Here is a 24,293-nt window from a genome sequence, read left to right as displayed (position 1 = left end):
CTGATATGGCTCAGTCGGTAGAGCGCATCCTTGGTAAGGATGAGGTCCCCAGTTCGATTCTGGGTATCAGCACCATTAAATAAGAAAGTCTCCCAATCGGGAGGCTTTTTTGTGTCTGCCTTTCAGCCATCCATCGCAAATTGCAGTCCTGCAATGTCGCACCTTCTTGTTGCTGAGATATCTTCCCTTTCTATCCCGTATGCTTTCCGGGCGGCGCTTCTCTATTAAAGGGATCCGGGCTAAGTTGTGGATTGGCAAAGACAACTACGCTTTCGAAGGGGAAAGAACATGCTGATTAGGAATGTGCGTCTGGCGGGCAGGGAAGGGATGTGGCAAATCCTCTGTCAGGGAGGCGTGATCCGGGCCATTGAGCCCATGAGCACTCAGCTGCTCTCTGTCCGCGAGCTTGATGGTGAGCAAGGCCTTGTCATCCCCCCCTTTATCGAACCGCACATTCACCTCGATACCACCCAGACGGCTGGCGAGCCGAGTTGGAACTTCTCCGGTACCCTGTTCGAGGGGATCGAGCGTTGGGCCGAGCGCAAGGCGCTGCTGACCCATGAGGATGTGAAACAACGCGCCATCCAGACACTGAAATGGCAGATTGCCAACGGCATCCAGTTCGTGCGGACTCACGTGGATGTTTCCGACCCCAATCTGGTCGCCTTGAAGGCGATGCTGGAGGTGCGGGAGGAGATGAAGGAGTGGGTGGAGCTGCAGATCGTCGCTTTTCCGCAGGAGGGGATCCTCTCCTACCCCAACGGCAAGGCATTGCTGGAAGAGGCTCTCAAGCTGGGGGCCGACGTGATCGGTGCCATCCCCCATTTCGAGTTTACCCGGGAGTACGGGGTCGAAAGTCTGCACTACGTCTTCGATCTTGCGGAGAAGTATCAGGTTCTGGTGGATGTGCATTGCGACGAAATCGATGACGAACAGTCCCGTTTTATCGAGACGCTGGCAACCCTGGCCTACGAGCGCGGTATTGGCCATAGGGTGACCGCCAGCCACACCACCGCCATGCACTCCTACAACGGAGCCTATGCCTCGCGGCTGTTCCGGCTGCTCAGGATGGCGGACATCAACTTCGTGGCCAATCCGCTGGTGAACATTCACCTGCAGGGGCGCTTCGACAGCTATCCCAAGCGTCGTGGGATCACCCGGGTGAAGGAGATGCTGGAGGCGAACATCAACGTCTGCTTCGGCCACGACGACGTGTTCGATCCCTGGTATCCCATGGGCACGGCCAACATGTTGCAGGTGCTGCATATGGGGCTCCATGTCTGCCAGATCATGGGCTACGAGCAGATCAACGACAGCCTCAAGCTGATCGGCAGCCACAGCGCCCGCACCCTGAACGTGCAGGATCGCTACGGCATCGAGGTGGGCAAGCCCGCCAACCTGCTGATCCTTCCTGCAGAGAATGGTTTCGATGCGGTGCGCCGCCAAGTGCCGGTGCGTTATTCCATCCGCCATGGCAGAGTCATCGCCGATACTCGCCCGGCCGAGACGACCCTCCATCTTGTGAATGCAGAATCGGTAGACTTTCGCCGCTAGGGTCTAGCAGGGTCGATTAATTGCCCGGCTGTCCCCTGCTGCCGACATTTTGCATAATGCCAACCTGACAATCTTGGAGACTGCTTGATGCAAACCTGGTTATTTGTCGCTGCCGGAGGCGCCTTCGGTGCCTGCCTGCGTTTTGGCATCGCCGAGCTGATGGCCTGGCTGCTGGGACGCCACTTTCCCTATGGCACCCTGGTGGTCAACGTGGTGGGTTCCTTCATCATGGGGATTGCCTATGCCCTGATCAGCCATGGTCACGTGGTGGAGCACCCGATGAAGCCATTGCTGATGGTGGGTATCCTCGGCGCCTTGACCACCTTCTCCTCCTTTGCCCTCGATACGGTCGTGCTGGCCCAGCAAGGGGCCTATCTGAAGGCGCTGCTCAATATCGGTCTCAATCTGTTCCTCTGTCTGGCCATGGTCGTGCTGGGGATGCAGTTGGTCGCAAGCCGGGTTTGAGGTGTCCGCACGCCATCGGCTCTGGTAAACTGGCGGCCATTCTTTGCTCTATGGGTATTTGAGGGATGTCGGAACAGACTACTACTACGCATTTTGGCTATAAAACCGTGGCAGCGACCGAGAAGGAAACCCTGGTCGCCGGTGTCTTTCATTCGGTAGCGGCCAAGTATGATCTGATGAACGATCTGATGTCGTTCGGCATCCATCGCCTCTGGAAGCGCTTTACCATCGACTGCTCCGGTGTCCGCAAAGGACAGAAGGTGCTGGATCTGGCTGGCGGCACAGGGGATCTGACCGCCAAGTTCTCCCGCATCGTGGGTGAGACCGGCCAGGTGGTCCTGGCGGACATCAACGACTCCATGCTGAAAGTGGGCCGCGACAAACTGCGCAACCTGGGGGTGGCCAACAACGTCTCCTACGTGCAGGCCAACGCCGAGGCGCTCCCCTTCCCGGACAACCACTTCGATGTCATCACCATCGGCTTCGGCCTGCGCAACGTCACCGACAAGGACAAGGCGCTTGCCTCCATGTTCCGGGTGCTCAAGCCGGGTGGCCGCCTGCTGGTGCTGGAGTTCTCCAAGCCGGTGAGCGAAGTGATCGCCAAACTTTATGATCTCTACTCCTTCAAATTGCTGCCAAAAATGGGCGAAATCGTCGCGAACGACAGCGAAAGTTACAAATACCTGGCGGAATCCATCCGCATGCACCCGGATCAGCAGACCCTGGCAGGCATGATGGAGAATGTCGGTTTCGAACAGGTGGAGTTTTACAACCTGACCCAGGGCGTGGTTGCCCTGCACCGCGGTTACAAGTTTTAAGGTCGCCTATGCCGATGGATGCCATGGTCACCGCAGTGATCGAAACCAGCCTCAACCAGTTGCTGTCCCTGGACAAACAGAGCCCGGAGCGGCTGCGCAAGCTGACGGGCAAGGTACTCAAACTGGAGCTGCGCGAGCTCAAGCCGCTCTGGTTTGTCTTCTCGGAGCGCCGTCTGGATGTGCTGGCTAGGTTTGAAGGGGAGGCGGATGCGGTGCTGAGCCTCTCCCTGACCGCCCTCGGTCTGCTCAAGGAGCCTTCCGCCCTGACCCGCTACATCCGCGAGGAGAAGCTGGACCTGAGCGGTGACCCCCAGCTGGTGCAGGCATTCAGCGCCCTGCTTGGCGAGCTCGATATCGACTGGGAAGAGGAGCTGTCCCGCTACACCGGCGATGTGGTGGCCCACACCCTGTGCAGTGGTGCCCGTCAGGCTCGCCGTTTTGTGGGGCGAGAGTTGTGCCGTTCCCAGCGTCAAGTGGCCGAGTATCTGACCGAGGAGGCGAGGCTTGCCCCGGGTCCGCTGGAAGTGGCGAGCTTCAATGACGATGTCGAAGAGCTGGCCCAACAGATGAAGGCGATCGAGTTGCGGCTTGCCCGCCTCGAACAGCAGGTGAGCTGATGACCCCGAAGGAGTTCAAACGCCTCTATCGCATCGTCAGCATCCTGCTGGAACAGGGCATCGACGAGCTGGTGCCCGCCCGTTATCAGCCCTGGCCTGGCCGTCTGGCCCGTCGCAGTCTGTTCTGGCTCAAGAACAAGCAACAAGGCATGAGCCGTGGCGCCCGTATTCGCCTCGCCTTCGAGGCCCTGGGCCCCATCTTCATCAAGTTCGGCCAGATGCTCTCGACCCGCCGAGACCTGCTGCCCCCCGACATTGCCGAAGAGCTGGCCCTGCTGCAGGACAGGGTGCCTCCCTTCTGTGGTCAGGCCGCCCGTCGCCAGATAGAAGAGAGCCTGGGTTGCCCCGTCGAGACTCTGTTCGATGAGTTCGACGAGACGCCGCTGGCATCCGCCTCCATCGCCCAGGTGCACACCGCCCGGTTGAAGGAGAACGGCCGCGAGATCGTCATCAAGGTGATCCGTCCCGATATCGAGCCGGTCATCGAGGCCGACCTGCGCCTGATGCAGGCCCTGGCTCGTCTGGTGGCCCGTTTCGTGCCCCAGAGCGGACGACTGCGCCCCGTCGAGGTGGTGGAGGAGTATCGCAAGACCATACTCGACGAGCTCAACCTGATGCGAGAAGCGGCCAACGCCATCCAGCTGCGCCGCAACTTCACCGGTTCCGAGGCGCTCTATGTGCCCGAGGTGTTCACGGACCATTGCCGTGAGCAGGTGCTGGTGATGGAGCGTATCTACGGCATTCCGGTCTCCGACATTGCCGCGCTGGAAGCCAACGGCACCAACATGAAGCTGCTGGCCGAGCGCGGAGTGGAGGTGTTCTTCACCCAGGTGTTCCGCGACAGCTTCTTCCACGCCGACATGCACCCGGGCAACATCTTCGTCTCTTTCGAACACCCCGAGAATCCGCTCTGGATCGGCATCGACTGCGGCATCGTCGGCACCCTCAACCGGGAAGACAAGCGCTACCTGGCGGAGAACTTCCTCGCCTTCTTCAACCGCGACTACCGCCGTGTGGCCGAGCTGCACGTAGAGTCAGGCTGGGTACCGCCCGATACCAAGGTGGACGAGTTCGAGTTCGCCATCCGCACCGTGCTGGAGCCCATCTTCGAGAAACCGCTCTCCGAGATCTCCTTCGGCCACGTGCTGCTCAATCTGTTCAACACCGCCCGTCGATTCAACATGCAGGTGCAGCCGCAGCTGGTGCTGCTGCAAAAGACCCTGCTCTATGTGGAAGGGCTGGGTCGCCAGCTCTATCCCCAGCTGGATTTGTGGCAGACCGCCAAGCCCTATCTGGAAAACTGGATGCACGAGCAGGTCGGCCCCAAGGCGGTGTGGAATGCCATCAAGGAGAAGGCGCCGTTCTGGGCGGAGAAACTGCCGGAGCTGCCGGAGCTGGTCTACGAGACCCTGCGTCAGGCCCGCCATCAGCAGCACCACTTCGACCAGATGTTTGCCGATTTCCGTCGCCACAGTCGCCGTCAGGGGCAGGCTCGCTACCTCTTAGGGGTTGGAGCCAGCCTGCTGCTCGCGGGTGTATTCTTGCTGACCCAGAAACAACACATTGAGTGGGGACAAATCAGCCTCGCCGGCGCCGGGTTATGCTGGCTGCTGGGTTGGTTGCGAACCCGTTCCCATTAAATAACCTGCGCCATCGGGCGCCTATCCGGAGAGAAAGTCATGGGTGGTATCAGTATTTGGCAGTTGTTGATCATCGCAGTCATCGTCGTGCTGTTGTTCGGCACCAAGAAATTGCGCGGTATCGGCGGCGATCTGGGCGCGGCGGTCAAGGGGTTCAAGAAGGCGCTCTCCGATGAGCCGGCCGACACCAAACCCGAGCAGAAAGATGCCGAGTTCCCGACCAAGCAGTTGAACGAGACGGCCAGCAACGCCGAAGCCGCCAAGCAGAAAGACAAAGATCAGGCCTAAGCCATGTTCGACATCGGTTTTTGGGAGCTGGTCGTCATCGGCGTCGTCGCCCTGGTGGTGCTGGGTCCCGAGCGGTTGCCGGTCGCGATCCGCACCGCCAGCCACTGGATAAGGCTGATCCGCAGCACCGCCAACTCGGTCAAGGCCGAGCTGGAACAGGAGCTCAAGTTGCAGGATCTGCACAACGACCTGAAGAAGGCCGAACGGTTGCAGATGAACAACCTGAGCCCCGAGCTGCAGGAGTCCATCGAGCAGTTAAAAGCGGCCGCCCAGTCGGTGAATCGTCCCTATCAGGGGGAGAACGAGATCCGCCCGCCTCGGGAGCTCGCCCAGGCTGAGCCAGCCACTCCGGTGGCGGCCCCGGCGCCCACCCCAGAGGTGCCACCGGTCAACAGTCAGCGAGAGAGCGAGCCTGTGCCCGCCAGCGAGTCCGCAGCCAAAGGGGAGGGTAAGCCATGAGTCAGGCAGAACAACCCCTCATCAGCCATCTGGTGGAGCTGAGAACCCGTCTGCTGCGCGCGATCTCCGCCATCCTGCTGGTGTTCATCGCGCTCATCTACTTCTCCAACAACATCTACGACTTCGTGGCCCAGCCGCTGCTCAGCCAGTTGCCGGCAGGCACCAGCATGATAGCGACGGATGTGGCGACGCCCTTCATCACGCCCATCAAGCTGACCCTGGTGGTCTCCTTCTTCGTGGCGATCCCCTATCTGCTCTATCAGGCCTGGGCTTTCATCGCACCCGGTCTGTACCAGCACGAACGGCGGCTGATCCTGCCCCTGGTGGCCTCCAGCGCCGTGCTGTTCTATGCGGGGATGGCGTTCGCCTACTACGTGGTGTTCCCCTTGGTGTTCGGCTTCTTCACCAGTACCGCCCCCGCCGGGGTGACGGTGGCGACCGACATCGCCAGCTACCTGGACTTCGTGCTGACCCTGTTCTTCGCGTTCGGGGTGGCGTTCGAGATCCCGGTGGCCACCATACTGCTCTGCTGGACCGGGGTGACCACCCCCAGGAGCCTGAAGGAGAAGCGCCCCTACGTCATCGTCGGGGTCTTCGTGGTCGGCATGTTGCTGACGCCGCCCGATGTCTTCTCCCAGACCCTGCTCGCGATCCCCATGTGGGGCCTGTGGGAGATAGGTCTGTTCTTCGCCCGCTTCTACGTGAAGAAAGAGGACGAAGAGCAGCAACAAACGGAAGAGGGGAGCTGAGGCTCCCTTCCTCTTTTCATGCATCCGTTCGAGGCGTATGGTAAGGCCCCATCGAGTAGATGGTTTTCAAATGCCTGATATGCACCTCGTTTGTCCGGAACCCCTGACTCCATGATCGACATCGGTTTGAACCTGACCAGCAGCCAGTTCGCAGGCGAACAAGCCGACCTGGTGGAACGCGCGCGCGCCGCCGGGGTGGAAGCCCTGATCCTGACCGGCACCGATCTGGCCGGCAGCCGCGAAAGTGCCGCATTGGCCGCCCGCTGGCCCGGTTACTGCTTCTCCACCGCCGGGGTACATCCCCATGATGCCAAAAGCGTCGATGAGGCGACCCTGCCCGCCCTGCGCGAACTGGCGGCCCTGCCCCAGGTGGTGGCTATCGGCGAGTGCGGTCTCGACTACAACCGGGACTTCTCCCCCCGCCCGGTGCAGGATGCGGTGTTTGACGCCCAGCTGGCGCTCGCCGCCGAGCTCGGGATGCCGGTGTTTCTGCACTGCCGCGATGCCCATGACAAATTCGTCGAGATCCTGCGCCCCTGGTTGCCCCGCCTGCCGGGGGCCGTGCTGCACTGCTTCACCGGCTCCGACGCCGAGCTGGACGAGTGCCTGGCGCTGGGGCTGCATATCGGGGTGACCGGCTGGCTCTGTGACGAGCGCCGTGGCCAGCTGCTGCGCGAGCAGGTGGCCCGCATTCCGGCGGGTCGCCTGATGATAGAGACGGACGCCCCCTACCTAGTGCCGCGGGATCTGAAACCCAGGCCCAAACGCAACGAACCCGCTTTTTTGCCGCACATCGCCCAGGTGGTGGCGGCCTGCCGTGGTGAAGCGCCCGAGGCCTTGCTGGCCCATACCCGGGCCACCTCCGCCGCATTCTTCCAACTTCCGCTTTTGGAGTGATTCATGGCCACAACTCTTCCGGGGGCCTTCCCGGGCCGTCGCCTGCGCCGGGTGCGCAAACATGACTTCAGCCGCCGCCTGGTGCGCGAGAACGTACTGACCGTCGACGATCTCATCTATCCCGTGTTCGTGCTGGAGGGGGAGGGTCAGCGAGAGGCCGTTGCCTCCATGCCGGGGGTGGACAGGCTCTCCATCGATCTGCTGCTCGAAGAGGCCGCCGAACTGGTGGCCCTGGGTGTGCCGGCGGTGGCCCTGTTCCCGGTGACGCCGCTGGAGAGAAAGAGTCTGATGGCGGAAGAGGCTTACAACCCGGATGCCCTGGCCCAGCGGGCAACCCGTGCCCTCAAGGCTCGCTTCCCGGAGCTCGGGGTCATCACCGATGTGGCGCTCGACCCCTTCACCACCCATGGCCAGGACGGCATCATCGATGACGAAGGCTATGTGCAGAACGACATCACCACCGAGATCCTGGTGAAGCAGGCGCTCTCCCATGCCGCCGCCGGGGCCGACATGGTGGCCCCGTCCGACATGATGGACGGCCGCATCGGTGCCATCCGCGCCGCGCTGGAGGAGAATGGCTTCGTCAACGTGCAGATCATGGCCTACTCCGCCAAGTACGCCTCCCACTACTACGGCCCGTTCCGCGATGCGGTGGGCTCCGCCGCCAACCTCGGCAAGAGCAACAAGGCCACCTACCAGATGGATCCGGCCAACGGCAACGAAGCCCTGCACGAAGTGGCCCTCGACATCGCCGAAGGGGCGGACAGCGTCATGGTCAAGCCGGGCATGCCCTACCTGGACATCATCCGCCGGGTGAAGGATCAGTTCGGCGTGCCGACCTTCGCCTATCAGGTGAGCGGCGAGTACGCCATGCACATGGCGGCGATCCAGAATGGCTGGCTCAAGGAGAAGGAGTGCGTGATGGAATCCCTGCTCTGCTTCAAGCGGGCCGGGGCCGATGGCATCCTCACCTACTTCGCCAAGCGGGTCGCCCAGTGGTTGAAAGAGGACGCCCGACGCTGAGGCGGGGAGTGTCCATGCCCTCACAATGCCGGCCCTCGGGCCGGCATTGTCGTCTCTGGTAGATGAAATGCTGGTTTTATGAACAAAATGCCTGAAAAAGTGGGCAACATGCCCGTCTCTTGGCGGCAAAGGCTTGATAAATGGGGTTTCTGCCTACATCTTAGATGGTCCAAGCAGGCTTCTGGACGGCAGGGGCTGCAGAGCATTTAGAGGTACCGCAGATGACTAACCCTTTGCTGACAATGGACTCGCTGCCTCCCTTCAGCCAGATCCAGCCCGATCAGGTGCAACCTGCCGTGACGCAGGCCATCGCCGATTGCAAACAGAAGATTGAGGATGTGCTGGCCCAGAAGGAGCCTCACACCTGGGACAGCCTGATCGCCCCGCTGGAAGAGGTCAACGACCGCCTCTCCCGGATCTGGTCCCCCATCAGCCACCTCAATGCCGTGCAGAACAGCGAGGCGCTGCGAGCGGCTCACGATGCCTGCCTGCCGCTGCTTTCCGAATTCCAGACCTATGTCGGTCAGCATGAAGGGCTCTATCAAGCCTATCTGGCCCTCTCCGAGAGCGATGACTTCCCCCGGCTGGATGATGCCCAGCGCAAGGAGATCCTGAACACCCTGCGCGATTTTCGCCTCTCCGGCATCGGTCTACCTGCCGAGGCGCAGCAGCGCTACGGCGAGATCCAGGCCCGCCTCTCGGAGCTCGCCTCCCGTTTCAGCAACAACGTGCTGGACGCGACCCAGGGCTGGTACAAGCTGGTGACCGACGAGGCCGAGCTGGCCGGTCTGCCCGCGAGCGCCCAGGCTGCCGCGCGCCAGATGGCCGAACTCAAGGGCAAGGAGGGGTGGCTGTTCACCCTGGACATCCCCTCCTACCTGCCGGTGATGATGTACGCCGACAGCCGCGCCCTGCGTGCCGAGCTGTATGAGGCCTTCACCACCCGCGCCTCCGACCAGGGCCCCAACGCCGGCAAGTGGGACAACTCCGCCATCATGACCGAGTTGCTCACCCTGCGCCGGGAGCTGGCCCGACTGCTGGGCTTTGCCAACTATGCCGAGCTCTCCCTCGCGACCAAGATGGCGGACAAGCCGGAGCAGGTGGTGGACTTCCTCACCGACCTGGCTGCCAAGTCCCTGCCCCAAGGCAAGGCGGAGCTGGAGGAGATCCGCGCCTTTGCCGCCGAGCAGCACGGTCAGGACGAACTGGCGGCCTGGGATCTTGCCTATTACGCAGAAAAGCTCAAACAGCACAAGTTTTCGGTCTCTGATGAGCAGTTGCGTCCCTACTTCCCCGCCGGTCGGGTCGTGAAGGGGCTGTTCGAGGTGGTCAAGCGGGTGTTCGGCATGAAGGTGCGCGAGCGTCTCGGCATCGACACCTGGCACCCGGACGTGCGCTTCTACGACATCTTTGACGCCGATGACGAGCTGCGCGGCAGCTTCTACCTGGATCTCTATGCCCGCGAGCACAAGCAGGGCGGCGCCTGGATGGATGTCTGCCTGGGTCGCCGCTACCGTCAGGACGGCTCCCTGCAAAAGCCGGTGGCCTACCTGACCTGCAACTTCAACGGCCCGGTGGACGGCAAACCGGCCCTGTTCACCCACAACGAAGTGGTCACCCTGTTCCACGAGTTCGGCCACGGCATTCACCACATGCTGACCCGCATCGATGTGGCCGGTGTGGCCGGCATCAACGGCGTGGCCTGGGATGCGGTGGAGCTGCCTAGCCAGTTCCTCGAGAACTGGTGCTGGGAATCCGAGGCGCTGGCCTTCATCTCCGGCCATTACGAGACCGGGGAGCCGCTGCCCGCTGATCTGCTGGAGAAGATGCTGACCGCCCGCAACTTCCAGGCGGCGATGCAGATGCTGCGCCAGCTGGAGTTCGCCCTGTTCGACTTCCGTCTGCACCAGGAGTTTGACCCGGCCAGCGCGGATCAGATCCCTGCGCTGCTGGATGAGGTGCGCAGCCAGGTCGCCGTGATGACGCCTCCGGCGTTCAACCGCTTCCAGCACAGCTTCTCCCACATCTTCGCGGGCGGCTACGCGGCGGGCTACTACAGCTACAAGTGGGCCGAGGTACTCTCTGCCGACGCCTTCTCCCGCTTCGAGGAGGAGGGGATCTTCAACCCGGCCACGGGCCACTCCTTCCTGAAGAACATTCTGGAAAAGGGCGGCTCCAGGGAGCCGATGGAGCTGTTCCGTGTCTTCCGTGGCCGGGAGCCCCAGGTGGATGCGCTGCTGCGTCACAGCGGTATCGCCGCGTGAGGTCCCGCCGCCACAGTGAGCCTCGATTGGATGAGCTGCCGCGCCACTGCGGGAGCTTCAAGCAGGTACACATTTGCGGCATAGTGGGATCGAAACGTGATTTTTGATAGAAAAAGGGACCTTTTGGTCCCTTTTTCCAAGCCTTTTTAATATCTTGCGGAGTGCATGTTTGCACTGTCCCCGCCTCTTCAGTAGAGTCGGGTTCTACCTTCCAGGGAGAGAAAGAACCTTGCCATGAGGCGAGCACTCGAGTCTATCTATCAAATCATCTCCAGCCTGTCTCATTCGAGTGGTCAGGGATATTTTGATGCCTTTGTGAGTGAAATCGCCAACGCGGTGGGGGCTGACTTCGTCCTGGTGTCCGGCAAGGATCAGGCGGGTCTGTTCTTTACCGTGCATGCCGCCTATCCCGCCTCCCTCGACATCAACTCCTACAGCTTCCCCCTCGCCGACACTCCGGGGGAGATCGCCATGCAACAGGGTGAAGCCTGGTTCAGTGATCGCACCCGCCAGCTGTTCCCCCACGCCGCCGTGCTGGAGCGCTGCGAGGTGAGAGCCTATGCCGGCGTCGCGCTCAAGAACGCCGAGGGAGAGACCATCGGCCTGTGCAGCGTCATGTTCAAGCGGGCCATGCCGAGAATGGAGAAGATAGTGGGCCTGCTGCGTCTGCTGGCCCCGCTCGCCGGTCGTGAACTGGCGCTGATGTATCAGCAGCGCCAGAGCCAGGAGCAGCCGGCGCAACCGGAACATCACCACTTCCTGGACACCATGATGTCCCATGCGCCCGTGGGCATCGGCAAGGTGGATCTGGGCGGCAAGATCCTCTGGGCGAACCCGGCCATCGAGAAGATGCTCGGCTACAGCCAGGAGGAGCTGCAACAGCTCACCGTCGCCGAAATCAACCATCCGGACGACTGGCAGACCAGCATTGCGCTCTACGACGCCCTCAAGCGGGGGGAGCGTCCCGCGTTTACCCAGGAGAAGCGTTATCTCCATCGGGATGGGACCGTCCTGTGGGGACGGGTGACGGTGACCCTGATCCGCAACGAGCAGATGCACCCCGACTATCTCATGGTGGTGCTGGAGAACATCGATCCCATCAGGCGCCATGCGGAGCAGCTCAAGCTCTCCCACCGGGTCTATGACAACCTCTCCGAAGCCATTCTGGTGTGCGATGCCGACAGTCGCATCATCTCGGTCAATCCGGCCTTCGAGAAGATCACCGGTTACAGCGAGGAGGAGGCGTGTGGCCAGCGGCCCAGCATGCTCAAGTCCGGACTGCACGATCAGACCTTCTATGCGGACATGTACCACGCCCTGGAGCGGGTGGGGATCTGGCGTGGGGAGGTGTGGAACAAGCGCAAGAACGGCAAGCTCTATCCCCAGCAGCTGATGATCAGCGCCGTGCGGGAAGGGGGCAAGATCAGTCAGTACATCGCCATCTTCAGCGATCTTTCCCAGACCAAGCTGGCGGAGCAGAAGATCGCCGCCCAGGCCAACTACGACAACCTCACCGGCCTGCCCAACCGCTGGCTGTTCGGTCGCTGTCTGGCCCGCTTCTGCGAGCGGGGGGAGCGCTTCGCCCTCATGGTGCTCGACCTCAACAACTTCAAGGCGGTCAACAACAGCATGGATCACCATGTGGGCGACGCCCTGCTGCGGGAAGTATCGGATCGGCTGGTGAGCCGGGTGCGCACCGAGGACCTAGTGGCCCGCATCGGCGGCGACGAGTTTGCCTTCCTGGTGCCCGGCATCGTCAACCGCCGTCAGGCCGAGGTGTTTGCCAAGCAGGTGATCGGCGGTTTTGCCCGTCCCTTCATGCTGGCCAACCAGCACCTCTATGTGACCGCCACCCTGGGGATCACCCTCTGTCCCAATGACGGCGGCGACAGCGACGAGCTCTTGCGCAATGCCGAGCAGGCCCTGTTCGTCGCCAAGCGCCAGGGACGCCCCCTCGGCACCTACAACGCCTCCATGCGGGAAGAGGTGAGCCAGCGCCACCAGATGCAGCACGATCTGGCGGAGGCCATCAAGCTGGGCCAGCTGACCATGGCCTACCAGCCCATCTGGGACAACCGCAGCGGCCGGGTCGCCAAGCTGGAGGCCCTGGTGCGCTGGTATCACCCCCACTGGGGTCAGGTCTCACCGGCGGATTTCATCCCGCTGGCGGAAGAGGCGGGGCTCATCCAGGGGCTGGGTGCCCTGGTGCTGTGGCAGTCTTGCCGGGATCTGGCCAGATTGCAGCAGTCCGGCTTCCCGGATCTGCAGATGTCCATCAACCGCTCCACCCTGGAGTTCCAGACCATAGACCCGGAGGCCAACGAGTGGCTCAGGGTGATCCGTCACTTCAACCTGGACCCGGCGGACATCATCATCGAAATCACCGAGTCCCTGCTGATGGAGACCAGCGATCAGCACAGGGTGCGGATCGATGCCCTGCGCGAGGCGGGCTGCAAGCTGGCCATCGACGACTTCGGCACCGGCTACTCGGCCCTCAACTACCTGCGCACCTTCCCGGTGGATCTGGTGAAGATCGACCGCTCCTTCGTGCGCCACATCCCCTTCAACGAGCAGGACAGGCTGCTGCTCGACGGCATCATCAACATAGTGCACAACCTCGGCATGCAGGTGGTGATCGAAGGGGTGGAGACCCGGGAGCAGCTGAACTTCCTCTGCCTGAAGGGCTGTGCCTTCACCCAGGGCTACCTGCTCAGCCGTCCGCTGCCCTATGACGATCTGGTGGAGTACCTGGGCCTCAACCGTCAGGGGATGAACCTGACCACGGTGAGCTGATCTCCCGCTTCTGCTATCATGCCGGCTCCTGCGCCGTGATGAGTCCGTGTTATGCCCCATATTCAGGTTTTCAGTGAAGTCCCCGCCCGCGATGGCGAGCTCGACGCCCTGCGGCTGCGGCTGGCCGGGGTGGAGTTTCCGGCCCCCTTCGCGCTGGTGCTGACCGAGGCACGGCTGGAGCTGCGCAAGCTGGACGAGCCCAAGCTGGGGGCTGTCTATGTGGACTTCATCGAAGGGGTGGTGGCCCATCGCCGCAAGTTCGGCGGTGGTCGCGGCCAGTCCATCGCCAAGGCGGTGGGGCTGAAGTCGGGGGCCATGCCGACCGTGGTGGACGCCACCGCCGGGCTCGGCCGTGACGCCTTCGTGCTCGCCTCCCTCGGCTGCAGGGTGACCCTGATCGAGCGCAGCCCCGTGGTGGCGGCCCTGCTGCAGGACGGCCTGGCGCGGGCGGGCCAGGATCCCGAGATAGGCCCCTGGGTGCGCGAGCGGATGCAGCTGCTGCACGGGCCGGCGGTGGAGACCCTGCTGGCGCTGACCGAACGGCCCGAGGTCATCTACCTGGATCCCATGTTCCCCCACAAGCAGAAGTCGGCGCTGGTGAAAAAAGAGATGCGGGTGTTCCAGTCCCTGGTGGGGGCCGATCTGGACGCCGACGCCTTGCTGCCGGCGGCGCTCAGGATGGCGGAGAAACGGGTGGTGGTGAAGCGGCCGGACTACGCGGGCTGGCTCAACGAGCAGAAGCCGAGCATGGCCATCGAGACCAAGAGCAACCGCTTCGACGTCTATGTGATGGCGGCGCTGGCGGCAGGCTGAATCGAGCGCGCTTGAGGCAAGGTGTCAGATAGCAAGAGGGCCCGCAGCGCGGGCCCTCTTTCGTTGTTCGCACTCGGCGGCTAGAAGCGGATCCGCTTCTCTTCCCCCTGCCAGAGCAGCTCCAGACTCGCCAGATCCGCCAGGCTGAGGCGCTCGCCGCCTTGCAATAGCAGGTACTCGACGCCTTCTCTGGCCTCGATGGTGCGGATCCTGTCTGCCCACAGGCGGCCGTCCCGACCGGTGAGGGTGACCGGCAGCTGCCAGCGGGCGGCGATCTCGAGCCAGTCGTAGAGGTCGCAACTGATGGGTTGATACCCTGTCATGGTGCTTCTCCTACCTCGGCCCCAGGCCCGTCACTGGAAATTGATGCTGGTGGTCGGGGCCGTCACCGGCTGCGCCTTCAGCACCTGCTCCAGCTGCAGCGGGTCGTTGGCCAGCTCGGGATCATCCTCGTCGCCGTTGCAGACCAGCACCATGTCGTAGCTGCCGAGGTTGACGAAGCCCAGCTCGTAGCCGTAACCACCACCCGTCAGGGGAACGACGGGGGCGCTGGCGTAGAAGCCGTTGTCGAGGTCGGCCATGTCGGGATAGGCGTCATCTCCCACAGGGCGCAGTTCGTCGTAGAAGTAGACGAAGGCCTTGTCGGTGAGCTGGCCGCCGCAAAGCCCTGCCGCCACCGTGCCCCTGACGGTGGCGACCTCGGTGTTGTTCACCAGTCGCACCCCTCTGGGCTTGAGCTTGTAATGCTCCTCGTGGCCCGGCAGCACCATGGAGTGGCGCAGGTCGAACTCTGTGGTGAAGGCGCTGAGGCCGTTGGCGGCTATGGTGAAGGCATCCAGCTTGAGCTCGTTGCTCGGCACCTCCAGCGGCTTGATCACGCTGTCATCCTGCAGGACGTAGGAGTAGGGTGTGCCATCCGGGAATTGATTGCCTGCATCCCGGCCATCCAGGATCCGCAGCCGCATCTGGCTGTAGTCGCCGGGGACCACGCTCTGGCTGGCCAGCAGGGGGCGGCTGCTGGAGCCCGGGTATTTCAGCAGATCGATATAGGTGAACAGGGGGTGGCCTGAGGCGTCCAGAGGGATGATCTCTCCCGTCGGCGTGCAGCCATCGTCCTGGGCCGATGTCAGGAAGCTGGCGGTGGTCCAGGCCAGCTCGCTCCCCGAGACGGGGTGGATGCTGATGTTGGAGACGGCGATGCAGACCTTGCTGACCGAATCCACCGGGGCATCGGAGAAGGCCAGGGACATCTCGGCATTCTGCTGGCTGTTGTCGTCACTGCCGCCACCGCAGGCGGTCAGCAGGGCAGTCAGGGCTATCAGGGGTAAATGTTTCATGGTTTCCGTTCCTGTGAGAGAGACAACTCAACTCTAGCCGAGCCGCTGGCACAGGCGAGATGGCAGGGGGGAGCGGAGAACCGGAATTGGGTTGAAAGTACAATAAAATCAACGGTAAGGCGTTGAATGGCGCCAATGATGGCTGCGAAAGGGATTGTCGGAACGGGCGGGAAAAGAAGCGAAGCGGGCGCAGGGCGCCCGTTCAGGCTTCCAGCAGGCGGGTGGACCAGCCCATCTTCTGCTGACGCTCCACTTCCAGGCGCAGCTCGCTGGCCCGCAGGTAGTGCTCGTCCAGCCAGCCCCTGGGCAGGGTCAGGGTCAGGGCATCCTCATCGGCCTGCAGCATGAACTGGGGCACTGTACCCTGGGTGCGGCGCATGCAGAGGATCAGGGAGATGCGCAGGATGCGGGCCAGCCGGATCGCCTGGCGAGCCGTCACGGCTCCCTGTTTCTCCAGCGGCTCCAGCTTGAAGTCGTCCCGCTGGTTGAGCAGCAGGGCCGACAGCAGCTTCTTCTGGGCCGGGGTGAAGCCCGGCATGTCGATGTTGTCGATGATGTAAGCGGCGTGTTGCGGCGCCTTCTTGTACTCGATGCACAGACCAATTTCGTGCAGCAGGGCCGCATAGCGCAGGATCGGGCGACCGTAGCGCTTGGAGAGGCGCCAGGCCGGCTGCAGCTGGGTGAAGGCCTGGATGGCGGTGTCGCGCACCCGCTCGGCGTGCTCCTTGTCCAGCTGGTAGCGGCTGATCAGGCTGTCGGCGGTGCGATCCCGGGCATCACAGTCGTGATTGTTGCCGAGCAGGCCGTAGATGAGTCCTTCACGCAGGGCACCGCCCGCCAGGGTCATGCTCTCGATGTCGAGGGTCTCGAAGATGGCGATCAGGATGGCGAGACCGGAGGGGAACACGGTCAGCCGTTCGGCCGCCAGCCCTTCGAGCTGCAACTGATCGACTCTGCCGCAGGCGATGGCCTGACCCATCAGCTCTTGCAACTTGGGCAGGGTGACCCGCTCGCTCTTGCCCTGGGCCAGCATGATCTCCTGCAGCGCCTGGACGGTGCCGGAGGCGCCGACGCAGGTGCGCCAGCCGAGGACACGGTAGTCCGCAGCCACTTTCTCCAGTACCGCCTTGGCGGCGGCAATGGCCTGGTTGAAGCGCGTCTCGGAGAGCTCGCCATCACCGAAGTGGTTGTTGAGCCAGGTGACGCAGCCCATGTGCAGGCTGTTGAGCAGCTTGGCTTCGCTCTGCTCGCCGATCACCAGCTCGGTGCTGGCGCCGCCGATGTCGATTACCAGCCGGTTGCCTTCCCCTGCCGACGTCCAGGAGACACCTTCATAGATGGTCTTGGCTTCTTCCTCGCCCGAGATGATCTCGATGCTGTGGTTGAGCACCCGTTCCGCTTCGCTGATGAATTCGTAGACGTTGGTGGCCAGGCGCAGGGTGGCGGTGCCCACTACCCGGATATTGTCGGACGGGATGTCCTGCAACTGCTCGGAGAAGAGGCGCAGACAATCCCAGCCCCGCTCCATGGCGGCACGGTTGAGGCGAAAATCGGCATCGAGGCCGGCGGCGAGGCGTACCTTGCGTTTGACCTTGGTGACGGTGCGCAGGGCACCGGCGACCTCGCGCACCACCAGCATGTGAAAGCTGTTGGAGCCGAGGTCGATGGCGGCATAGAGAGGCGAGTTGTGCAACTTGGCCGATCCCTCAGTTCTTGCGGGGGGGACGACGACGGTTGTTGCTGTTGCCACCGCCCTGGCGATCCCGCATGTTGCGGTTCACCGGCTGGCGGTTGCGGAACACCCGTTTTGGTGCGGTGACGTCATCCAGCAGCGCCTCGCGGTCATACTTGCTGACCGGGATGGGGTGGTGGATGTACTCCTCGATGGCCGGCAGGTTGAAGGCATAGTCTTCACAGGCCAGGCTGATGGAGTGACCGCTTTTGCCGGCGCGGCCGGTACGACCGATGCGGTGGACATAGTCTTCGGCATCGTCGGGCAGGTCGTAGTTGAAGACGTGAGTCACGTCGGGGATGTGCAGACCACGGGCGGCCACGTCGGTGGCGACCAGGATATCCAGGGTGCCCTTGGTGAACTCTTCCAGGATCTTCATCCGCTTCTTCTGCGGCACGTCGCCGGTCAGCAGGCCGACGCGGTGGCCGTCGTTCTCCAGCCACGCATGAACGTCTTCACAGACGTGCTTGGTGTTGGCGAAGACGATGGCTTTCTCGGGCCACTCCTCTTCCATCAGGGAGAGCAGCAGCAACATCTTGTCTTCGTTGGAGGGGTAGAAGAGCTCCTCCTTGATCCGCACGCCGGTCATCTGTTCCGGTTCGACCTGCACATGTTCCGGGTGGTTCATGTGTTCATAGGCTAGCTCCTGCACCCGCAGGGAGAGGGTGGCGGAGAACAGCATGCTCATACGCTCGGTGGCGGGGGGCATGCGGCGGAACAGGAAACGGATGTCCTTGATGAAGCCCAGATCGAACATGCGATCCGCTTCGTCCAGTACCACGACCTGGATGTTGCCGAGATCGATGACCTTGGACTTGAAGTAGTCGATGATGCGGCCGGTGGTGCCGATCAGGATGTCGACGCCCTGTTCCAGCACGGCCAGCTGCTTGTCGTAGCCTTCGCCACCATAGGCGAGACCGAGCTTGAGCCCGGTGGAGGCTGACATGCTCTCTGCATCGTTATAGATCTGGACGGCCAGCTCCCGGGTCGGGGCCATGATGATGGCGCGGGGCTGGTTGACGAGGCGCGGCCTGGTCAGCGGATGGGTCAGCAAATAGTTGAATGTCGCCGCCAGGAAAGCCAGGGTTTTGCCGGTCCCCGTCTGAGCCTGACCGGCGAGGTCATGACCTTCAACCAGCAGGGGCAGGGACAGTGCCTGGATGGGCGTACAATAGTGAAATCCCTTTGATTCCAGACCAGCCAGAACTTCGGGTTCGAGGCCCATTTGGGCGAATTTTTCGGTCGTTAGATGTGTTTTGCTCATGGCGGTAGGTTATCAGGTTAGGCTTGCAATAATAAACAGGATCATTTCAAATAGGGCAACTATTGCCTTTGTTGAACCATCAATAAAGCCTTAATTACTGACTGGAGTTGGAGATGAGTGACAAGATTGTTCAGCTGAGCGATGCCAGCTTCGAGGCCGATGTAATCAACGCCGACAGCCCTGTTCTGGTCGATTTCTGGGCCGAATGGTGTGGACCGTGCAAGATGATTGCCCCGATCCTGAACGAAGTTGCTCAGGAATATGAAGGTCGCGTGACCGTGGCGAAATTGAATATCGATCATAACGCCGACACTCCGCCCAAGTACGGCATTCGTGGTATCCCGACCCTGCTGCTGTTCAAGAATGGTGAAGTGGCAGCGACCAAGGTCGGCGCCCTGTCCAAGACCCAACTGAAAGAGTTCCTGGACGGCAACCTGTAATAATCAAGAAGGAGCGCATTGCAATAATGCGCTCCTTGTGTTTTATCACCTAGACGCTCACCCTGATTGGTGCTAGTTTATCGCTCGTTTGCTAACCTTTTTGCCTGACTCTTTGCTTAACTACCAGCCTGGCAAGTCAAATCCGATCAGCATCAATCCAGCAGACTGTCTCCTCATTTCAATCCTTGCTTACAGACTTTCACCACTATGAATCTGACTGAACTTAAGAACACTCCTGTGTCCGAGCTGGTCCAGCTTGGCGAATCCATGGGGTTGGAAAATCTGGCTCGGGCGCACAAGAAAGACATTATCTTTGCAATCCTCAAGGCGCACGCCAAGGGCGGCGAGGATATCTTTGGCGACGGTGTGCTGGAAATCCTGACCGACGGTTTCGGTTTCCTGCGCAGTGCAGACGGCTCTTATCTCGCTGGTCCGGATGACATCTATGTCTCCCCGAGCCAGATCCGCCGCTTCAACCTGCGTACCGGCGACACCATCTCCGGCAAGATCCGGCCGCCGAAAGAGGGCGAGCGCTATTTCGCCCTGCTCAAGGTCAACGACGTCAACTACGACCGTCCGGAAAACTCCCGCAACAAGATCCTGTTTGAAAACCTCACTCCCCTGCACGCCAACGAGCGTCTGCGCATGGAGCGTGGCAACGGTTCCACCGAAGACATCACCGCCCGTGTACTGGATCTGGCATCCCCGATCGGCAAGGGCCAGCGCGGTCTCATCGTTGCACCGCCCAAGGCCGGTAAGACCATGCTGCTGCAGAACATCGCCCAGAGCATCGCCTACAACCACCCGGATTGTGAGCTGATCGTGCTGCTGATTGACGAGCGTCCGGAAGAAGTGACCGAGATGCAGCGGATGGTGAAGGGCGAAGTCATCGCCTCCACCTTCGACGAGCCGGCCTCCCGTCACGTCCAGGTCGCCGAAATGGTGATCGAGAAGGCCAAGCGTCTGGTCGAGCACAAGAAGGATGTGGTGATCCTGCTGGACTCCATCACCCGTCTGGCCCGCGCCTACAACACCGTCATCCCGTCTTCCGGCAAGGTGCTGACCGGTGGTGTGGACGCCAACGCCCTGCACCGTCCGAAGCGTTTCTTCGGTGCGGCGCGCAACGTCGAAGAGGGCGGCAGCCTGACCATCATCGCCACCGCGCTGATCGATACCGGCTCCAAGATGGATGAAGTCATCTACGAAGAGTTCAAGGGTACCGGCAACATGGAACTGCACCTCTCGCGCAAGATTGCCGAGAAGCGCGTCTACCCGGCCATCGACATCACTCGCTCCGGCACCCGCAAGGAAGAGCTGCTGACCGCACCGGACGAGCTGCAGAAGATGTGGATCTTGCGCAAGATCATTCACCCCATGGGCGAGATCGACAGCATCGAGTTCCTCATCGACAAGCTGGCTGCGACCAAGACCAACGACGAGTTCTTCGACTCCATGAAGCGTCAACAGAAGTAACAGCCTCTTCCATGACAAAACCGCGGCCCAGGTCGCGGTTTTTGTTTATCTATTTCACGGCTGGCTTAGTAGTATGAAGCCTCGATGTCACAAGGAAAGGGACGTCATGAAGCTGGTGTTGTTCATATGGATGGGTTGGTTGTGGCTGGCGGCCCCGGTGCATGCCGATTCCCCGCCGCAATTGCAGGCTCCTCTGGTGGCGGACGAGGGACTGGATGGGCATCGGGCGTACCTGGACGGCCGTATGGCGCTCGGGCAGTTTGATGCCATGGACTCGTTGCTTGAGACCCTGTCGGTGGGGCAGCGGGAGTTCCTGTTGTTCCAGTTGCTGGGTGAGCTCAAGTCATCGGGCGCACCCAGCCCGGCGCTGCTGGCCTGGGTGCGGGCACAAGCGGCCAAGGCGCCACAATGGCTGGTGGAAGGGAAGGTGGACGGTTTCCTGGTGCAGCTACCCGCCTACGACTTCCCCGCCGAGGCCCGGCTGGTGCTGAGCCACTGGCAGCAGCTGGCCTGGCAGGACAACTATCGCCAGTTGCTGGAGCAGGATCGCTTCGACTTCAAGCAGGTCTACTACAGCCGCAATCCCGAGCTGGCACAGCAGCAGCAGGCCCTGCTGGCGGTGCTCGATCGGCAGCCGGTATCCGTGCTGCGTCGGGAGGCGCAGCGGCTTGCCGCCCTCAATCTCTTCCTGCCGGACAACCAGTTGCTGCTGCACTTCATCGAACAGACCGGGGAGACGGCACTCTACCTCAAGCTGTGGCGTCAGCCAGTGGATCACGATAGCCTGACTGCACTGCACACCATTTCCCGCTTTTATTCAGGGCAGGAGGCGAGCGATCTGCTGATCGCCGCCAGCCAGAACAGCCGCCTGATGGTCCCCGCCCTGCACCAGCTCAGCCGCCTCTCCCCCTTGCCGGACGTGGCCCAGCAGTTCCTCCTGGCCGAACTCGGCAAGCACCAGTATGGCGGGCTGGTGGCCGGCCTGTTGTTGCAGATGGACGAGCCCAGGCTCCTGGGTCAATTGGCAAACCGGCTGACGCTTGAGGAGCGGCGACACGCCTCGTCCGTCATGAGGTCCGATACGGGTACACCGGATACGCCGCCAGGGTTATAATGCGGGACCACCTGATCCCGCTGGGGTACTTGCATGAAATACAAGGACTTGCGTGATTTTATCGCGCAGTTGGAACAAAACGGACAGCTCAGGCGCATCAGTCGCGAGATAGACCCCTATCTGGAGATGACCGAGATCAGCGACCGTACCCTGCGTGCGGGGGGCCCGGCTCTGCTGTTTGAGAATCCCAAGGGCTACACCATGCCGGTGTTGACCAACCTGTTCGGCACGCCGGACCGGGTTGCCATGGGCATGGGCCAGCCCAACGTCAGCGCCCTGCGCCAGGTGGGAACCTGGCTCTCCTATCTGAAAGAGCCGGAGCCGCCTCGCGGGCTCAAGGAGCTGATGGAGAAGCTGCCCATCTTCAAGCAGGTGCTCAACATGCCGACCAAGCGGCTCTCTTCGGCCCCCTGTCAGCAGGTGGTGCTGGAAGGGGACGCGGTGGATCTGGATCAGATCCCCATCCAGCACTGCTGGCCCGGGGATGTGGCGCCCCTGGTCACCTGGGGTCTGACCATCACCCGCGGTCCCTACAAGAAGCGGCAGAACCTTGGCATCTATCGCCAGCAGAAGATCGGCAAGAACAAGCTGATCATGCGCTGGCTGGATCATCGGGGCGGCGCCATCGATTTTCGCGAGTGGCAGGAGGCCCACCCGGGCGAACGCTTCCCGGTGGCGGTGGCGCTGGGCGCCGATCCGGCGACCATCCTGGGCGCGGTGACGCCGGTGCCGGACAGCCTCTCCGAATACGCCTTTGCCGGTCTGCTGCGGGGCAGCCGTACCGAGGTGGTGAAGGCGCTGAGCTGCGATCTGGAAGTACCCGCCAGCGCCGAGATCGTGCTGGAAGGCTATCTGGAGCCGGGGGAGATGGCCCCCGAAGGGCCTTACGGCGATCACACCGGCTACTACAACGAAGTGGACGAGTTCCCGGTCTTCACCATCACCCACATGACCATGCGCCGGGATGCCATCTACCACAGCACCTACACCGGCCGTCCGCCCGATGAGCCGGCGGTGCTCGGGGTGGCGCTCAACGAGGTGTTCGTGCCGCTGTTGCAGAAGCAGTTCCCCGAGATCGTGGATTTCTACCTGCCGCCGGAGGGGTGCTCCTACCGGATGGCGGTGGTGACCATCAAGAAGCGTTACCCTGGCCACGCCAAGCGGGTGATGCTGGGGGTCTGGTCCTTCCTGCGCCAGTTCATGTACACCAAGTTCGTGATCGTCTGCGATGACGACATCAACGCCCGGGACTGGAAGGACGTGATCTGGGCCATCACCACCCGGATGGATCCGGCCAGGGACACCACCCTGATCGAGCACACCCCCATCGACTACCTGGACTTCGCCTCGCCGGTCTCCGGGCTCGGCTCCAAGATGGGGCTGGATGCCACCAACAAGTGGCCGGGGGAGAGCAACCGGGAGTGGGGGCAGCCCATCGTCCAGGACGAGGCGGTAAAGCAGAAGATCGATGCCATCTGGGACGAGCTGAAGATCCTCGACTGAGGGATCCCCGATGCGGCGCGGCCATTGTGACGCAAAAGTGCGGTATTGCCGTGCCGAATTGGGTATGCTCGACGGACCTGACCACCAACTGGTCGCCATAAAAACAGTGAAACCATGAGCGAAGCGGGCCGGGCAGGCCCCTCACAAGGACAAGAATGCAACGTATCAAGTGCCGCGTAGAGGAACTGCGCGAATATGTCGACACCATCTGGCACGTGGCGCTGGCGCCGCAGCAGGAGGTGAGCTTCAAGCCGGGCCAGTATCTGCTGGTGGTGATGAGCGATTCGGACAAGCGCCCCTTCTCCATCGCCAACTCGCCGACCCGCTCCGGCGTGCTGGAGCTGCAGATCGGTGCCACTCCCGAGAATGCCTATGCCGGTCAGGTGCTGGCCCGCATGCGCGAGCAGGGAGAGATCGAGGTCGAGCTGGCCGCCGGCAAAGCGTTCCTGCGCGACGAATCCCCCCGACCGCTGATCCTGATGGCGGGCGGCACCGGCTTCTCCTATGCCCGCGCCATCCTGGAATACCTGATCGGCAGTGGCAGCAAGCGTCCGGTGTTCCTCTACTGGGGGGTACGCCAGGCGCACTGGCTCTACGAGCTGGAGCAGATGCAGCAGTGGGAGCGCGACTACGCGCCGCTGACCTTCATTCCCGTGGTGCAGGAGCCCGAGAGCGACTGGACCGGCAGGACCGGGCTGGTGCACAAGGCTATCATGGATGACTTCGTCAGCCTGCATGACTACGACATCTATGTGGCGGGCCGCTTCGAGATGGCCGGTGCCGCGCGGGAAGAGTTCAAGGTGCTGGGCGCCGAGCCCGAGCGCATCTTCGGCGACGCCTACGAGTTTATCTGACCACGGCCAATCTGCCCCCTTATCGTCTTGCGAGAGAAGGGGGTGGGGAAGAGGGTAACCTAGCCCGTACCGGGCTCACCCCCTTTGCAGACGTGAAAAACGACAAACCCCAGCCTGGCTGCAATGCTGATCAGTTAAGGATCCATTGACCGATCCTTCTGCTGTAGGACAATCCGGAACCAATCACTGGTTCCGG

The 24,293-nt window shown here is 62.1% G+C and carries 22 protein-coding genes; 18 read left to right on the top strand and 4 right to left on the bottom strand.

Annotated elements, in window-relative coordinates; all coding sequences use genetic code 11:
* Positions 1–288: 288 nt before the first annotated feature.
* The 13 genes from PG887_RS17355 to PG887_RS17295 all read left to right on the top strand — a co-directional run bounded on the left by PG887_RS17355 (position 289) and on the right by PG887_RS17295 (position 14,380).
* Entirely contained in the window at positions 289–1,554 is a 1,266-nt protein-coding gene (locus tag PG887_RS17355; protein ID WP_103858686.1) for a cytosine deaminase, read from the top strand.
* Between the two features lie 87 nt (positions 1,555–1,641).
* Positions 1,642–2,019, top strand: coding sequence for a fluoride efflux transporter CrcB (crcB, locus tag PG887_RS17350; RefSeq protein WP_010672354.1), 378 nt, complete (start codon positions 1,642–1,644; stop codon positions 2,017–2,019).
* 65 nt (positions 2,020–2,084) lie between these two features.
* A complete protein-coding gene (gene ubiE / locus PG887_RS17345; protein WP_039041078.1) occupies positions 2,085–2,837 on the top strand; it encodes a bifunctional demethylmenaquinone methyltransferase/2-methoxy-6-polyprenyl-1,4-benzoquinol methylase UbiE in 753 nt (250 codons plus the stop codon).
* Positions 2,838–2,845: 8 nt separating this feature from the next.
* Positions 2,846–3,454 (top strand): ubiquinone biosynthesis accessory factor UbiJ, encoded by a 609-nt coding sequence (locus PG887_RS17340; RefSeq protein WP_048209347.1) that lies wholly within the window; start codon positions 2,846–2,848, stop codon positions 3,452–3,454.
* Positions 3,454–5,094: a ubiquinone biosynthesis regulatory protein kinase UbiB gene (ubiB, locus tag PG887_RS17335; protein ID WP_041212050.1), complete on the top strand. Its 1,641-nt coding sequence runs from the start codon at positions 3,454–3,456 to the stop codon at positions 5,092–5,094. The genes PG887_RS17340 and ubiB overlap by 1 nt, the downstream gene beginning before the upstream one ends.
* 39 nt (positions 5,095–5,133) lie before the next feature.
* Positions 5,134–5,382, top strand: a complete 249-nt coding sequence (gene tatA / locus PG887_RS17330) for a Sec-independent protein translocase subunit TatA (protein WP_010672358.1) — start codon at positions 5,134–5,136, stop codon at positions 5,380–5,382.
* 3 nt (positions 5,383–5,385) lie between these two features.
* Positions 5,386–5,841 carry a Sec-independent protein translocase protein TatB gene (tatB, locus tag PG887_RS17325; RefSeq protein WP_261999117.1) on the top strand — a complete coding sequence of 152 codons (456 nt, stop codon included), beginning with the start codon at positions 5,386–5,388 and terminating at the stop codon, positions 5,839–5,841.
* Positions 5,838–6,590, top strand: a complete 753-nt coding sequence (tatC, locus tag PG887_RS17320; RefSeq protein WP_010672360.1) for a twin-arginine translocase subunit TatC — start codon at positions 5,838–5,840, stop codon at positions 6,588–6,590. Before tatB ends, tatC begins: the two co-directional genes overlap by 4 nt.
* A 111-nt stretch (positions 6,591–6,701) precedes the next feature.
* On the top strand, positions 6,702–7,487 hold the full coding sequence (locus PG887_RS17315) for a TatD family hydrolase (protein ID WP_041212047.1): 786 nt from the start codon (positions 6,702–6,704) through the stop codon (positions 7,485–7,487).
* Between the two features lie 3 nt (positions 7,488–7,490).
* Positions 7,491–8,510, top strand: a complete 1,020-nt coding sequence (gene hemB / locus PG887_RS17310) for a porphobilinogen synthase (RefSeq protein WP_039041081.1) — start codon at positions 7,491–7,493, stop codon at positions 8,508–8,510.
* A gap of 221 nt (positions 8,511–8,731) precedes the next feature.
* Positions 8,732–10,774 carry an oligopeptidase A gene (prlC, locus tag PG887_RS17305; protein WP_270822401.1) on the top strand — a complete coding sequence of 681 codons (2,043 nt, stop codon included), beginning with the start codon at positions 8,732–8,734 and terminating at the stop codon, positions 10,772–10,774.
* Positions 10,775–11,008: 234 nt separating this feature from the next.
* On the top strand, positions 11,009–13,567 hold the full coding sequence (locus PG887_RS17300; protein ID WP_104455032.1) for a putative bifunctional diguanylate cyclase/phosphodiesterase: 2,559 nt from the start codon (positions 11,009–11,011) through the stop codon (positions 13,565–13,567).
* Positions 13,568–13,618: 51 nt separating this feature from the next.
* Positions 13,619–14,380: a class I SAM-dependent methyltransferase gene (locus PG887_RS17295; protein ID WP_442866339.1), complete on the top strand. Its 762-nt coding sequence runs from the start codon at positions 13,619–13,621 to the stop codon at positions 14,378–14,380.
* Positions 14,381–14,460: 80 nt separating this feature from the next.
* Here PG887_RS17295 and PG887_RS17290 read toward each other — a convergent pair whose 3' ends face one another.
* The 4 genes from PG887_RS17290 to rhlB all read right to left on the bottom strand — a co-directional run bounded on the left by PG887_RS17290 (position 14,461) and on the right by rhlB (position 18,713).
* Positions 14,461–14,703, bottom strand: a complete 243-nt coding sequence (locus PG887_RS17290) for a Rho-binding antiterminator (protein ID WP_104455033.1) — start codon at positions 14,701–14,703, stop codon at positions 14,461–14,463.
* A gap of 30 nt (positions 14,704–14,733) precedes the next feature.
* Positions 14,734–15,717, bottom strand: a complete 984-nt coding sequence (locus PG887_RS17285) for a DUF4382 domain-containing protein (RefSeq protein WP_104455034.1) — start codon at positions 15,715–15,717, stop codon at positions 14,734–14,736.
* A gap of 202 nt (positions 15,718–15,919) precedes the next feature.
* Positions 15,920–17,410 (bottom strand): guanosine-5'-triphosphate,3'-diphosphate diphosphatase, encoded by a 1,491-nt coding sequence (gene gppA / locus PG887_RS17280; RefSeq protein ID WP_270822400.1) that lies wholly within the window; start codon positions 17,408–17,410, stop codon positions 15,920–15,922.
* Positions 17,411–17,423: 13 nt separating this feature from the next.
* Positions 17,424–18,713 (bottom strand): ATP-dependent RNA helicase RhlB, encoded by a 1,290-nt coding sequence (rhlB, locus tag PG887_RS17275; RefSeq protein ID WP_104455036.1) that lies wholly within the window; start codon positions 18,711–18,713, stop codon positions 17,424–17,426.
* 113 nt (positions 18,714–18,826) lie between these two features.
* Between rhlB and trxA the strand changes: the two genes are divergently transcribed.
* The 5 genes from trxA (at position 18,827) to fre (ending at position 24,097) form a co-directional block, all read left to right on the top strand.
* A complete protein-coding gene (gene trxA, locus PG887_RS17270; protein ID WP_010672369.1) occupies positions 18,827–19,153 on the top strand; it encodes a thioredoxin TrxA in 327 nt (108 codons plus the stop codon).
* A 207-nt stretch (positions 19,154–19,360) separates the two neighbouring features.
* Positions 19,361–20,626 (top strand): transcription termination factor Rho, encoded by a 1,266-nt coding sequence (gene rho, locus PG887_RS17265; protein ID WP_010672370.1) that lies wholly within the window; start codon positions 19,361–19,363, stop codon positions 20,624–20,626.
* Positions 20,627–20,732: 106 nt separating this feature from the next.
* Positions 20,733–21,740, top strand: coding sequence for a hypothetical protein (locus PG887_RS17260; protein WP_270822398.1), 1,008 nt, complete (start codon positions 20,733–20,735; stop codon positions 21,738–21,740).
* Positions 21,741–21,773: 33 nt separating this feature from the next.
* Positions 21,774–23,243, top strand: coding sequence for a 4-hydroxy-3-polyprenylbenzoate decarboxylase (gene ubiD, locus PG887_RS17255; RefSeq protein WP_010672372.1), 1,470 nt, complete (start codon positions 21,774–21,776; stop codon positions 23,241–23,243).
* A 155-nt stretch (positions 23,244–23,398) separates the two neighbouring features.
* Entirely contained in the window at positions 23,399–24,097 is a 699-nt protein-coding gene (gene fre, locus PG887_RS17250; protein WP_010672373.1) for an NAD(P)H-flavin reductase, read from the top strand.
* Positions 24,098–24,293 lie beyond the last annotated feature (196 nt).

This window comes from Aeromonas sp. QDB14 (assembly GCF_027707845.1).
In the GTDB taxonomy this organism is placed as follows: Bacteria; Pseudomonadota; Gammaproteobacteria; order Enterobacterales; family Aeromonadaceae; genus Aeromonas; species Aeromonas caviae.
Note: the sequence above shows the minus strand (reverse complement) of the source record. Positions and strands in the feature narration are given on the sequence as shown.